Annotated in this window: 11 protein-coding genes; 8 read left to right on the plus strand and 3 right to left on the minus strand. The window is 70.3% G+C overall.

The window, feature by feature from the left end:
* Nucleotides 1–30: 30 nt before the first annotated feature.
* From gltX to ACFW2Y_RS29425, 3 genes are all read right to left on the minus strand, one after another.
* A complete protein-coding gene (gene gltX / locus ACFW2Y_RS29415; protein ID WP_384885225.1) occupies nt 31–1545 on the minus strand; it encodes a glutamate--tRNA ligase in 1515 nt (504 codons plus the stop codon).
* On the minus strand, nt 1538–2323 hold the full coding sequence (locus ACFW2Y_RS29420) for a fumarylacetoacetate hydrolase family protein (RefSeq protein ID WP_086822367.1): 786 nt from the start codon (nt 2321–2323) through the stop codon (nt 1538–1540). The genes gltX and ACFW2Y_RS29420 overlap by 8 nt, the downstream gene beginning before the upstream one ends.
* A 120-nt stretch (nt 2324–2443) precedes the next feature.
* Nucleotides 2444–2647 (minus strand): hypothetical protein, encoded by a 204-nt coding sequence (locus tag ACFW2Y_RS29425; protein ID WP_384885227.1) that lies wholly within the window; start codon nt 2645–2647, stop codon nt 2444–2446.
* A gap of 565 nt (nt 2648–3212) precedes the next feature.
* On the opposite strand from ACFW2Y_RS29425, the gene ACFW2Y_RS29430 reads away from it, so the two are divergent.
* The 8 genes from ACFW2Y_RS29430 to ACFW2Y_RS29465 form a co-directional block, all read left to right on the plus strand.
* On the plus strand, nt 3213–6974 hold the full coding sequence (locus tag ACFW2Y_RS29430; RefSeq protein ID WP_384885229.1) for a nitrate- and nitrite sensing domain-containing protein: 3762 nt from the start codon (nt 3213–3215) through the stop codon (nt 6972–6974).
* A gap of 9 nt (nt 6975–6983) precedes the next feature.
* Complete coding sequence (locus ACFW2Y_RS29435; protein ID WP_108152797.1) at nt 6984–7397, plus strand: roadblock/LC7 domain-containing protein; 414 nt, start codon at nt 6984–6986, stop codon at nt 7395–7397.
* Nucleotides 7398–7547: 150 nt separating this feature from the next.
* Nucleotides 7548–7952: a DUF742 domain-containing protein gene (locus ACFW2Y_RS29440; RefSeq protein ID WP_351856672.1), complete on the plus strand. Its 405-nt coding sequence runs from the start codon at nt 7548–7550 to the stop codon at nt 7950–7952.
* A complete protein-coding gene (locus ACFW2Y_RS29445; RefSeq protein ID WP_116158662.1) occupies nt 7933–8514 on the plus strand; it encodes an ATP/GTP-binding protein in 582 nt (193 codons plus the stop codon). The genes ACFW2Y_RS29440 and ACFW2Y_RS29445 overlap by 20 nt, the downstream gene beginning before the upstream one ends.
* A gap of 341 nt (nt 8515–8855) precedes the next feature.
* Complete coding sequence (locus ACFW2Y_RS29450) at nt 8856–12134, plus strand: nitrate- and nitrite sensing domain-containing protein (RefSeq protein ID WP_384885231.1); 3279 nt, start codon at nt 8856–8858, stop codon at nt 12132–12134.
* A 7-nt stretch (nt 12135–12141) separates the two neighbouring features.
* Nucleotides 12142–12555 (plus strand): roadblock/LC7 domain-containing protein, encoded by a 414-nt coding sequence (locus tag ACFW2Y_RS29455; protein WP_026057603.1) that lies wholly within the window; start codon nt 12142–12144, stop codon nt 12553–12555.
* Between the two features lie 92 nt (nt 12556–12647).
* A complete protein-coding gene (locus ACFW2Y_RS29460) occupies nt 12648–13199 on the plus strand; it encodes a DUF742 domain-containing protein (RefSeq protein WP_384885232.1) in 552 nt (183 codons plus the stop codon).
* On the plus strand, nt 13180–13462 hold a 283-nt coding region (locus tag ACFW2Y_RS29465), incomplete at its 3' end, for an ATP/GTP-binding protein (RefSeq protein WP_176902409.1). The genes ACFW2Y_RS29460 and ACFW2Y_RS29465, both read left to right, overlap by 20 nt.

Raw genomic sequence — 13462 nt, forward strand, 5'->3', positions numbered from 1 at the left:
GCCGCCGCCCCCGTGTCGCAGGGCGTGCGCTTACGCGGCGAGCTTCGCCAGGGCCGCGTCGATGCGGGTGAGCGTCTTCTCCTTGCCCAGGATCTCCAGGGACTCGAAGAGGGGGAGGCCGACCGTGCGGCCGGTGACGGCGACGCGGACCGGGGCCTGGGCCTTGCCGAGCTTGAGGCCGTGGGCCTCGCCGGCGGCCAGGACGGCGTTCTTGAGGGACTCGGGGTCGCTCCAGTCGGCCGCGTCGAGCTTCTCGCGGGCGGTGGTGAGCAGCGCCGCGGGCTCGCCCTTCATGGCCTTGTCCCACGAGGGCTGGTCGAAGACCGGCTCGGGCAGGAACAGGAAGTCCACGTTGGCCGTGATGTCCGAGAGGACGGTCAGGCGGGTCTGGGCGTGCGGGGCGATCCGCTCCCAGGCGGCCTGGTCGAAGTCCTCGGGGGCCCAGGGGGCGTGCGGAGCCCGGAGCCAGGGCTCGCAGGCCGCGGCGAAGGCCTTCACGTCCAACATGCGGATGTGGTCGGCGTTGATCGACTCGGCCTTCTTGAGGTCGAAGCGCGCCGGGTTGGCGTTGACGTCGGCGATGTCGAACTTCGCCACCATCTCGGGGATGGTGAAGAGGTCCTGGTCGGCCGAGAAGGACCAGCCGAGCAGCGACAGGTAGTTGAGCAGGCCCTCGGGGAGGAAGCCGCGCTCCCGGTAGAGGTTGAGGGAGGCCTGCGGGTCGCGCTTGGAGAGCTTCTTGTTGCCCTCGCCCATCACGTACGGCAGGTGGCCGAAGGAGGGGATCTCCTTGGCGACGCCCAGATCGATCAGCGCCTTGTAGAGCGCGATCTGGCGCGGGGTGGAGGAGAGCAGGTCCTCGCCGCGCAGGACGTGGGTGATCTCCATGAGGGCGTCGTCGACCGGGTTGACGAGGGTGTAGAGCGGGGCGCCGTTGGCCCGGAGGATGCCGTAGTCCGGCACGTTGTCCGGGGTGAAGGTGAGCTCGCCGCGGACCAGGTCGGTGAAGGTGATCGCCTCGTCGGGCATCCTGAAGCGGACGATCGACTCGCGGCCCTCGGAGCGGTAGCGCTCGATGCGCTCGGCGCTCAGGTTGCGGCAGGTGCCGTCGTAACCGGACGGCTTGCCGGCCAGGCGGGCGGCGTCACGGCGGGCCTCCAGCTCCACGGCGGTGCAGAAGCAGTGGTACGCGTACCCGCCGGCGAGCAGCTTGTCGGCGACGCCCTTGTAGATGTCCATCCGCTGCGACTGGCGGTACGGCGCGTGCGGGCCGCCGACCTCGGGGCCCTCGTCCCAGTCGAGGCCGAGCCACTTCAGCGAGTCGAGGAGCTGGTCGTACGACTCCTCGGAGTCGCGCGCAGCGTCGGTGTCCTCGATGCGGAAGACCATGGTGCCCTGGTTGTGCCGGGCGAAGGCCCAGTTGAAGAGGGCGGTGCGGACCAGGCCCACGTGGGGGTTGCCGGTCGGGGAGGGACAGAAACGGACGCGGGGGGTTGCCCCCTGCTCGAGCGGAGTCGAGAGCTTGGGGGAGTTCGCGTTAGCCACGCTTGATCACCTTATTGGTGAGAGTGCCGATGCCTTCGATGGTGACGGCGACCTCGTCGCCGACGTTGAGGGGGCCGACCCCGGCGGGGGTGCCGGTGAGGATCACGTCGCCGGGGAGCAACGTCATGGCCTCGGTGATGTGGACGACCAGGTCCTCGATGGAGCGGATCATGTCGCTCGTGCGCCCCAGCTGGCGTTGTTCGCCGTTGACCGTGGCCTGGATGGTCAGGTCGCTCGGATCGAGGTCGGTCTCCACCCAGGGGCCCAGGGGGCAGGAGGTGTCGAAGCCCTTGGCGCGGGCCCACTGCTTCTCGCGCTGCTGGGCGTCGCGGGCGGTGACGTCATTGGCGCAGGTGTAGCCGAAGACGACGTCCTTGACCCGCTCGCGGGGCACCTCGCGGCACATGCGGCCGATGACCACGGCCAGTTCGGCCTCGTGGTGCAGCTCGTTGGAGAAGGAGGGGTACTCGATGGCGTCGCCGGGGCCGATCACCGAGGTGGTGGGCTTGAAGAAGGCGACGGGGACGTCGGGGACCTCGTTGCCGAGTTCGGCGGCGTGCTCCGCGTAGTTGCGCCCGATGGCCACGACCTTGTTGGGGAGCACGGGCGGCAGGAGCCGTACCTTGCTCAGCGGGACCTTGGTGCCGCTGAGTTCGAAGTCGGTGTACGGAATGCCCTTGATGATGTCGAGGACCAGGCCGCCGGACTCGACGGTTCCCTCGCCCTCCACGGCGCCGAAGGCCACATTGCCGTCGATGGAGAATCTGGCGATGCGCACGAGTGCTGTCGCCCCTCACTTGCTACTGGCTGGAGTATGACGGTCCAGGCTAACGCGGCGGGGGCGGCCGACCGGCGATGCCGCCGGGCCGAGGGAGTGGCGGTGGAGCGGTGGCCGCGGTCAGCGGGAGACGGTGGCGTACGGCTGGGGCCGGTACGGGGCCGGGGGCTGCATGAGGACGGTGCGGCGCGGGTTGGCCGTCCGCCCCGGCAGCTCGACCGCGTACTCCGGACGGGCACCCCGGTCGAGCTGTGCGGCGTCCGCGAGGTGCACGAGGGTGGAACGGCGGGGGTTGGCCGTGTTGCGCAGCGTCGTCGTCTTCATGGCGGTGTTCAGACCCTGTTCCGGGACGGGCGCCCGTACGGGCGCGTAGGGGTGTAAAGCGTCAGGCTAAACATGCAGTTCCCTTGGAATGCATGCCCAAGACACCGATCCGCATGTGAGTTTCCTCACCATTGCGGAAACATTCCGGGCATTACGGACTGCCATCGGTGGTCACGGAAAGGGACATTCCGCTTGAATGCTCTATTCCTCTCCTGATCATGTCGACTGGGACACACGGGGATGCCGGGCCTTTGGGGCAGAAAAGTCCGAATGATCCATGATCACCTTCTACATGGGGTGACGCCCCATGTACACGTTGTCATGCCCTTCCGGCCACGACACGCGGCCCTTGTTGGAGATCCGGCACTGTGCTGGAATTCCACGCACCGCCGCAGGTTTCAAGCCGGCGCGCAGGAGGCGCAACGCAGCGCCGGCCAAGTGGCGGGGAAGGGGGAACTGCGCCGGTCACCGACGACCACCTGGGGCGCTCCACACGCCCCGCCGACGCCGACACCGTCCTCTCCGTTCACCCGGAAGGACGCCTGGTCCAGAGGTTGCGACGCTAGTGCAGGGACGTTTCAAGAGGGATGGCTCGGGGTCTCCCCAGGCCCGCCAGGGCCGAGCGGATGCTCCGGCGGAGCAGGAACCGCGTACCGGGACCGACCGTGGTCCCTCGGCCTCGCGCACCCCGAACCAGGGTCAGGCCCCGTCCGGCGAAGGCGGTGACGGCGGCAAGCGCGCGAGCGCTGCGGCCGCGCCCGCCGAGCCGGCTCCCACACCCCCCAAGGTCCGGTCCGAGAACGAGGTAGGGCCTCGAATAGCCCTGCGTAACTGGCGCATCTCCACGCGTCTGGTCGCGCTCCTCACCCTTCCCGTGGTCGCGGCCACGACCCTGGGCGGCATCCGCATCGGCGACTCGCTCCAGGACATGGAGCAGCTCGACCACATGCAGCTGCTCACCAAGCTGACCCGTGAGGCGACGGACCTCGCGCAGGCCCTCCAGGCCGAGCGCGACCTGTCCGCCGGCCCGCTGGCCAACGACCGGCCGATCAGCGACTACCAGGTCGCCAACCCGCGCCGGAAGACGGACCGGGAGCTGAAGGCCTTCCTCGACGCCACCGAGGAGATCCCGGCGTCCGAGGGCGACGAGGCGCTGCGGAGCATCCGCCAGAACGTCAGCCAGATCGCCTCGCAGGTCACCGAGCTCCACGCCATCCGGGGCAGCGCCTACAAGAAGGGCGTCTCCAACTCGGTGACGGTCGAGGCGTACAGCCGCCTCATCCGCTCGCTCCTCAGCCTGTCCCAGGACATGGCGCAGGCGACCAGCAACCCCGAGATGATCAAGCGGACCCGCGCGCTCGCCGCGTTCTCGTCCGCCAAGGAGTACGCCTCCATCCAGCAGGCGATCATCGCGGCCGCACTCCCGCCGAGCGACCGGACCTCCGGCAAGATCCAGCAGGGTGACCGCCTCTACGGCGAGGCCGCCCTCAACAGTGAGGGCGACGAACTCAAGTCGTTCCGGGCGATCTACGAGTCCACCGGTGGCGACGCCGCCGAGCGGACCGAGTCGCTGAACTCCGGCGACCCGTCGATCGTCGCGGCCGACAAGTACGCCGAGCGCGTGCTGAACTCGGACAACGGGATGCCGGACAGCGCCAAGCGCGGTTACCTGAACTTCACCGACGAGTACAGCACCAAGATCACGGCCATGAACCGCATCGAGCGCGGTCTGCTCGGCGACATGGAGACGATGGCCCGTGAGCTGAAGCAGGAGTCGCAGCGCGAAGCCATCATCAACGGTGCGCTGATCCTCCTCGTCCTCGGCGTCTCCCTCATCGGTGCGTTCGTCGTGTCCCGGTCCATGATCCGGTCGCTGCGCAGGCTGCAGGACACCGCGACCAAGGTCGCCCAGGACCGTCTGCCCGAACTCGTCAAGCAGCTCTCCGAGTCCGACCCGCAGGACGTCGACACCTCCGTGGAATCGGTCGGTGTGCACTCCCGGGACGAGATCGGCCAGGTGGCCGCGGCCTTCGACGACGTGCACCGCGAGGCCGTCCGCCTCGCCGCCGAGCAGGCCCTCCTCCGGGGCAACGTCAACGCGATGTTCACCAACCTCTCGCGGCGTTCCCAGGGCCTCATCCAGCGCCAGCTCTCGCTCATCTCCGAGCTGGAGTCCCGCGAGGCAGACCCGGACCAGCTCTCCTCGCTCTTCAAGCTCGACCACCTCGCGACCCGCATGCGCCGGAACGGCGAGAACCTCCTCGTCCTCGCCGGCGAGGAGCCGGGACGTCGCTGGACCCGTCCGGTCCCGCTGGTCGACGTCCTGCGTGCCGCCGCCTCCGAGGTGGAGCAGTACGAGCGCATCGAACTGGCCGCGGTCCCGGCCACCGAGGTCGCCGGCCGGGTCGTCAACGACCTCGTCCACCTGCTCGCCGAGCTCCTGGAGAACGCCACCTCGTTCTCCTCCCCCCAGACCAAGGTGCGGGTCACCGGTCACGCGCTGCCCGACGGCCGGGTGCTGGTCGAGATCCACGACACCGGAATCGGCCTCTCCCCCGAGGACCTCGCCGCGATCAACGAGCGGCTCGCCTCGCCGCCCACAGTGGACGTCTCGGTCTCCCGCCGCATGGGCCTCTTCGTGGTCGGCCGCCTGTCCCTGCGACACGGCATCCGGATCCAGCTCCGCCCCTCCGACTCGGGCGGCACCACCGCCCTCGTCATGCTCCCCGTCGATGTCGCCCAGGGCGGCAAGAAGCCCATGCCCAAGCCGGGCGCGGGCGGTCAGGGTGCCGCACCGCAGGGTGGCTCCGCCCCCGGTGGCCGGCTCCCGGGCGGTCCCGGTGCGAACGGCGGCCCCGGCGGCGGACGCCCGGGCGGCGGTCCCTCGTCAGCGGCCGGTCGTCTCGGCGCCGGCGCCAGTGCGGCGCGCGGTCAGGTCGGTGCGGGCGGTCCCCGGGCCGCACTGCCCGCCCGTGACGGCGCCCCGCACGCCGGCGGTCCGCAGGGCCCCCAGCAGCCCCGCACCCCTCAGCCGCAGAACGCCCAGGCCGAGCAGACCGGTCAGTTCCCGCAGGTCCCCCAGGCCCCGCAGGCTCCCCAGACCCCACAGTCGTCCGAGCCGCTGCGTCCGAGCCCCGGCGGGAACGGCCTCATCGGCGGTGCCGCGAGCGCGATCCCGTCCCGTACGGACGTGTGGGGCCAGCAGTCCGGTCCCGCGGCGCAGCCGCCGCAGGGCCAGGCCCAGCAGGGCGGTTACGGCGTCCCGCACGCCGAACTGCCCGGCGGCAACGCCGAGCAGCAGCGCCCGCAGGCCGCGAGCTGGGGCAACGACCCGATGCAGCAGCCGGTCCGACGGCCGCAGCAGGAGATGTCCCCGCTGGACGCTCCGCGCGGCCACGACGAGCAGGATTCCACGGGCCGCTTCGGCTCGACGGCCGCTCCGCAGGGTCCCGGCTCCACGGGCCAGTTCCCGCGCCCCGACTTCGGCGCCCCGCAACAGCCGCAGGCCCCGCAGGGATACCAGGGCGGCCAGCAGGACCCGGCGTCGACGGCGCAGTTCCCGCGCCCGGACTTCGGAGCCCCGCAGGGTCCCGGCTCCACCGGCCAGTTCCCGCGCCCCGACTTCGGCGCCCCGCAACAGCCGCAGGCCCCGCAGGGATACCAGGGCGGCCAGCAGCAGTACGGCCAGCAGCCCTTCGTGCCGCAGGCCCAGCCGCAGGCGCCTCGACAGCGGACCGGCGACGAGTTCGGTGCTCCCCGCCCGGCCGAGCCGGCCCAGCCCCAGCTCCAGCAGCCGCGCCGCCCGGAGGCCCTGCCTCCGGCCGGCGGTGCGGGTGACGGTCGTGCCCCCGCGTACGACGCGATGGACCCCAACTGGTTCCAGCAGGAGCAGGGTCAGCAGGCTCCGACCGGCGGCCCTGGGCCGGAGGTGACGCGGACGGGGCAGACCCCGATCGTGTCGCAGCCGTCCGCCCAGGGGCACCGTCCGGCCGGCGACCCGGCCGCCGACGGCGGCCGACAGAACGGCGCGGCCGCCTGGCGGACCTCGCCCAACGACGAGTTGGTGCGCCAGGCGGAGCGGGTGCGCAAGCCCGCGGCCGGCGGCGTCACCACCTCCGGCCTTCCGCGCCGCGTGCCGAAGGCCAACCTCGTACCCGGGACCGCCCAGGAGCAGGCCCACACGGCCGGCCCCCAGGTCTCGCGTGCACCCGACGACGTCCGCGGCCGGCTCACGAATCTGCGCCGCGGCATCCAGCAGGGCCGCCAGGCCGGCAACTCGACCACGGGTAGCCACCACCTCGGCCCGAACCACCAGCAGGAGCGTTAGTTGAACGCGATGAGCCAGGCGGCGCAGAATCTAAACTGGTTGATCACCAACTTCGTGGACAACACCCCCGGGGTGTCGCACACGGTGGTGGTCTCCGCCGACGGACTCCTGCTGGCGATGTCCGAAGGATTCCCCCGCGACCGCGCCGACCAGCTGGCGGCGGTCGCATCCGGACTCACCTCGCTGACCGCGGGCGCGTCCCGGATCTTCGAGGGCGGTCCCGTGGCACAGACCGTGGTGGAGATGGAGCGCGGCTTCCTCTTCCTCATGTCCGTCTCGGACGGCTCCTCGCTGGCCGTGCTCGCGCACCCCGATTGCGACATCGGCCTCGTGGGCTACGAGATGGCGCTGCTGGTCGACCGGGCCGGCAGCGTGCTCACCCCGGATCTCCGCGCGGAGCTCCAGGGCAGCCTGCTCCACTAGGCCCCGCACACCAGCCCCCGTCCGCATCGACCGACGGGACGGTACGCCCCTCCGTACCGTCCCGGCACCGTTCACCGTCCGGCCGCCCCATCCGGCCCCCCACCGGCCCCATCAGACGGCAGAAAGTTTGCTGTCACGCCCGGAGGATTCATGACCCCGCCCCCCGCCTCTCACGATCCGTACGGCGCTTCAGCCGACGAGTACGGACATGAGGGCGACCAGCCGCTGGTGCGTCCGTACGCGATGACCGGCGGTCGGACCCGGCCGCGCTACCAGCTCGCCATCGAGGCGCTGGTCAGCACGACCGCCGACCCGGCGCACCTCGCCACGCTCCTGCCGGAGCACCAGCGGATCTGCCACCTCTGCCGTGAGGTCAAGTCGGTGGCCGAGGTCTCGGCACTCCTGTCGATGCCCCTCGGCGTCGCCCGGATCCTCGTCGCCGACCTGGCGGAGGCCGGCATGGTGGCGATCCACCAGCCGGGCAACGGAGAGACCGGCGGCACGCCGGACGTGACACTGCTCGAAAGGGTGCTCAGTGGACTTCGCAAGCTCTAGCGGCGGCGCGGCCAGATCGACCACCAGCGCGAAGATCGTGGTGGCGGGCGGCTTCGGCGTGGGCAAGACCACGTTCGTCGGCGCCGTCTCGGAGATCAACCCGCTGCGTACCGAAGCCGTCATGACCTCCGCCTCCGCGGGGATCGACGACCTCACGCACACCGGTGGCAAGACGACGACGACCGTCGCCATGGACTTCGGCCGCATCACCCTCGACCAGGACCTGATCCTGTACCTGTTCGGCACCCCCGGACAGGACCGCTTCTGGTTCATGTGGGACGACCTGGTCCGCGGCGCCATCGGCGCCGTCGTCCTCGTCGACACCCGCCGCCTCGCCGACTGCTTCCCCGCCGTCGACTACTTCGAGAACAGCGGCCTCCCCTTCGTCATCGCCCTCAACGGCTTCGACGGAAACCAGCCCTACCAGCCCGAAGAAGTGCGCGAGGCCCTCCAGATCGGCCCCGACACCCCCATCATCACCACCGACGCCCGCCACCGCGCCGACGCCAAGAGCGCCCTCATCACGCTCGTCGAACACGCCCTCATGGCACGGCTCAAGTAACCGGGACGGCCAGGGCAGTTGTCATGTGCCTCCGGCCTGGGACGATCTGTGTCCTTCGACACGACCGCCCCCACGTTCATAACGTTTCGACAGAGAATTGGAGCGCCCCGGACACCCGACGCATCCGATCGGTGTCACTGCGCTCACATGAGCCCCGCCTTTTGGCGGGGCTCGCTCTTTATGCCCGTTTTATGTGAGGCCTGGACCACTGAAAGGAGCTTCTTCCCACTGTTTGGAACGGACCCCCTTCACGTGCTGCAATTCATGAACTCCCGAGTAGTACGGCCCTGAACGAAACACCGGCACAACGTAGGTGCCGACGCCGAGAGGTTGTTGGTCGAGTGAGGCGAAGCAAGGAAAGCTCCGCGGAGCAGGAGGCGCGGGGCAACTTCACGCCGCCGTCGCGCACGGCGGCGTCGCCCGCGGACGTGCCCGTCACCCCGCCGCCGCCTGCCCAGACGACCAAGGGAAGCTCCAGCAAGCTGTCGCCCCGCAACTGGCGCGTGCCCACGCGACTGAACGCGATCCTCCTGATACCCGTGCTCGTCGGCCTCGTCATGGGTGGCTTCCAGGTCAAGACGGCGATCGACACCTGGCAGGAGGCGCAGGACGCCGAGAAGACGGCCCTCATCGTCCGGGCCGCCTCGGACTACAGCACCGCACTGCTCAACGAGCGCGACCTCACCGCCCGTCCCCTTCTGACGGCGAAGAACTCCGAGGACCGCGAGGCGGACGAGGTCACCAAGGCCTACTCCGCCACCGACGCCGCCAAGGCGAAGTTCGACGAGGCGGTCAAGAACATGCCGTCGGGCCAGGGCCTGGAGCGCCGCCTGCGGCTGTTCCAGGACGAGGAGCCCAAGCTGGAGGCGCTGCGCAAGGCGGCGTACACCCGGGCCCTCGACCCGGTGAACACCCAGCTCGGCTACACCGGCGTGCAGCACTACCTGATGGAGTTCTCCAACGAGCTCGGGCTGGGCACCGGCAACGTCACCAGCTACGGCCGCACGGTCTACGCGGTCCAGCTCGCCAAGGCGGCCGAGTCGCTCCAGCGCTCCATCGGCACGCAGCTCCTGGTCCGTCCCAGTCAGGACGAGGTCGTCTTCGGCCAGCAGTCGGTGGCCTTCAACTCGTACAACTACCTGGAGCAGATCGCCCTCGGCGAGTACAACTCCGGCGGCACCGCCGAAGACGTCGAGCACCTGAAGAAGGTCATGGCCGGCAAGGCCTCCGACGGCGAGAAGCGGATGTCCGCGGCCGGCGTCGAACTGCCCAAGGGCAAGGACGGCTCCGTCTACTCCGGCGTGGCCGCCCGGATCGGCACCGCCAAGGGCCCCGAGGGCATCGAGGCCCTGCAGGCGAAGGGGATCACCCCCGACACCTGGATGGCCATCGCGACCGCCAAGTTCGACGGCTACAGCGAGGTCGAGAAGACCCTCGTGGACAAGGCCGTGACCGAGGCCGCCAAGATCTCCGACGAGGCCAAGACGGACGCCTGGGTCATCGGCGGCATCGTGGTCATCGCCCTGCTCGCCGCCTTCATCCTGGCCGGCGTCATGGCCCGCCAGATGAGCCGCTCGATGCGGGAGCTCCGGACCGCGGCCTTCACCATCGCCGAGCAGCGCCTCCCGATGCTCGTCGACCAGCTCTCCCGCGCGGAACCGGGCCGGGTCGACACCCGCGTCCAGCCCATCCCGATCGACTCCCAGGACGAGATCGGCGAGGTCGCCCGCGCCTTCGACCAGGTCCACCGCGAGGCCGTCCGGCTCGCCGCCGAGCAGGCCATGCTCCGGGGCAACGTCAACGCGATCTTCACCAACCTCTCGCGTCGCAACCAGTCCCTGATCGAGGGCCAGTTGACCCTCATCACGGACCTGGAGAACAACGAGGCCGACCCGGACCAGCTGGAGAACCTCTTCCGCCTGGACCACCTCGCGACCCGCATGCGCCGCAACGGCGAGAACCTCCTCGTCCTCGCCGGCGAGGAGCCCGGCCGCCGCTGGGACCAGCCGGTCCCGCTGGTCGACGTCATGCGTGCCGCCTCCTCCGAGGTGGAGCAGTACGAGCGCATCGAGCTCGCCGGCGTCCCGGAGGCCGAGATCCACGGCCAGGCCGTGACCGACCTCGTGCACCTGCTCGCCGAGCTCCTGGAGAACGCCACCACCTTCTCCTCCCCGCAGACCAAGGTCCGCGTCACCGCGACCCGTCTCCCCGACGGCCGCGTGATGGTCGAGATCCACGACAAGGGCATCGGCCTCACCGCCGAGGACTTCGCGGACATCAACCACAAGCTGGCCAACCCGCCGACCGTGGACGCCGCCGTCTCGCAGCGCATGGGCCTCTTCGTGGTCGGTCGGCTCGCCGACCGGCACGGGATCCGCGTCCAGCTCCGCCCCTCGGGCGAGCAGGCCGGCACCACCTCGCTGGTCATGCTGCCGGATGCGATCACGCACGGCGGCGGCGGGGAGCAGCCGCTCCAGGACGACTTCACCGTCTCCCAGATCATTCCGCAGCAACAGCAGAGCGGCTTCGACGACGGCGCCCCGCAGCCGATGCTGACCGCGGCCGACCTCGGCTTCGACGACTCCCGCTACGAGCAGCCGGCCGGGGAAGAGCGTCCGCTCGACCCGGTCAACCGCTCGCTCCAGCGCGAGGGACGGCGGGCAGCCCTGGAGGCCCAGGCCCAGGGTGCTGACCCTGCGCCCTTCCAGGACGGGGCGGAGCCGGCCGAGCAGTACGACCAGGGCGAGCAGTACGGCCGGGCCGAGCAGTACGACCGGTCCCAGGAGTACGCTCAGCAGCAGGCCCAGGGGTACCCGGCCGAGGACCACCCGGCGCAGGAGTACGGCCAGCCCGGTCAGGACCAGCAGTACGGTCAGGACCAGCAGTACGGTCAGGATTACGGGACCGACTACCCTCAGCAGGGCGAGTACGGCTACCCCGAGCAGGGTTACCAGGCGTACCCCCAGCAGGGCTATGCGGAGGACTCGTACACACCCTCGGGAACCGAACGTCAGCAGTACGACAATGCGTTCGATCCCCAGTCTCACCAGGCTCAGTGGCCTGATCAGAGCGCATACCAGGGTGGTTACGAACAGGATTTCGGAGCAGAATCGGAATCTGCTCCGAGCGCTCCCGAACAAGCCCCCGACCGCGTAGGCTTCGACCGTCCGGGTTCGACCCCGAGTACCGCCCCGGACACCGGCCACGCGCTGACCGACGCCGGTCTGCCGCGCCGCGGCAGCGTCGCTCCGCAGACGCGGCAGGCGCCGCAGCAGCAGCCGAAGCCCGCGCAGCCGGTGCAGCAGCAGGACGAAGCCGACGGCTCCGACGAATGGCGCTCGACGAACGACGAGCGCTGGCAGCGGGCCGGAAAGCTCAAGGACCCCAAGGCGGGCGGGGTCACCTCGTCCGGTCTCCCCCGGCGGGTCCCGAAGGCCAACCTGGTCGAGGGCACGGCTGAGCAGACCCCGCAGGGCGGCCCCCAGGTCTCCCGCGCACCCGAGGACGTGCGGGGCAGGTTGAGCAACCTGCGCCGGGGCGTTCAGCAGGGGCGGAATGCGGGAACGGACACGAACGGATCGGGCCTCGGCCCGGGCAGTACCTACAACCAGGAGCGTTAGTGTGAGCATGAGCCAGGCGGCGCAGAATCTGAACTGGTTGATCACCAACTTCGTGGACAACACCCCCGGGGTGTCGCACACGGTGGTGGTCTCCGCCGACGGACTCCTGCTGGCGATGTCCGAAGGATTCCCCCGCGACCGCGCCGACCAGCTGGCGGCGGTCGCATCCGGACTCACCTCGCTGACCGCGGGCGCGTCCCGGATCTTCGAGGGCGGTGCGGTCAACCAGACCGTGGTGGAGATGGAGCGCGGCTTCCTCTTCATCATGTCGATCTCGGACGGCTCCTCGCTGGCCGTGCTCGCACACCCGGAGGCCGACATCGGCCTCGTGGGCTACGAGATGGCCCTGCTCGTGGACCGCGCGGGCACGGTTCTGACTCCCGACCTCCGGGCGGAACTTCAGGGAAGTCTTCTCAACTAACAGACAGACAGTGCGTTTCGCGCCACCGCACCGTAATGTGCGGTGGCGCGGGTCCAAGGGACATGGACCGCGAGGCAGTCGGAGGAGGAGACGTGGGTACACCACCGGGCGCAAGCCCTTATCACGGTTATGACGCGCACCAGGCGCCCCTGGGCGACGCTGCGCACAACCGGTTCAACTTCCCCTCCGCCCCGAGCAGACAGGGCACCTCCCAGCCCTACGGACAGCCTCAGGTCCCCTCGACGCCGGCGGGCTCTCCGTCGACCCCGCGCGGCCCTTCCGCCGCCGGTGGTTCCGGTGGGCACAACCCGCTGGTGCGTCCGTACGCGATGACCGGCGGTCGGACCCGGCCGCGCTACCAGCTCGCCATCGAGGCGCTGGTCAGCACGACCGCCGACCCGGCCCGGTTGCAAGGGCAGTTGCCCGAGCACCAACGGATCTGCCGGCTCTGCTTCGAGATCAAGTCGGTCGCGGAGATCTCGGCGCTCCTCTCCATCCCCCTCGGCGTCGCCCGAATCCTCGTCGCCGACCTGGCGGAGGCCGGACTCGTCGCCATTCACCAACCCGGCGGCGACGAGGCCGCCGGCGGTCAGCCAGACGTGACACTGCTCGAAAGGGTGCTCAGTGGACTTCGCAAGCTCTAGCGGCGGCGCGGCCCGTTCAACCACCAGCGCGAAGATCGTGGTGGCGGGCGGCTTCGGCGTGGGCAAGACCACGTTCGTCGGCGCCGTCTCGGAGATCAACCCGCTGCGTACCGAAGCCGTCATGACCTCCGCCTCCGCGGGGATCGACGACCTCACGCACACCGGCGACAAGACGACGACGACCGTCGCCATGGACTTCGGCCGCATCACCCTCGACCAGGACCTGATCCTGTACCTGTTCGGCACCCCCGGACAGGACCGCT

It is taken from the genome of Streptomyces sp. NPDC058877 (assembly GCF_042742855.1).
Classification (GTDB): Bacteria; Actinomycetota; Actinomycetes; order Streptomycetales; family Streptomycetaceae; genus Streptomyces.

Bases quoted from the DNA above. Each gene is read 5' to 3' on its own strand.
- ACFW2Y_RS29425 (WP_384885227.1), bottom strand. From the start codon at position 2,647: ATGAAGACGACGACGCTGCGCAACACGGCCAACCCCCGCCGTTCCACC.
- ACFW2Y_RS29440 (WP_351856672.1), top strand. From the start codon at position 7,548: ATGACCCCGCCCCCCGCCTCTCACGATCCGTACGGCGCTTCAGCCGAC.
- ACFW2Y_RS29435 (WP_108152797.1), top strand. From the start codon at position 6,984: ATGAGCCAGGCGGCGCAGAATCTAAACTGGTTGATCACCAACTTCGTG.
- ACFW2Y_RS29455 (WP_026057603.1), top strand. From the start codon at position 12,142: ATGAGCCAGGCGGCGCAGAATCTGAACTGGTTGATCACCAACTTCGTG.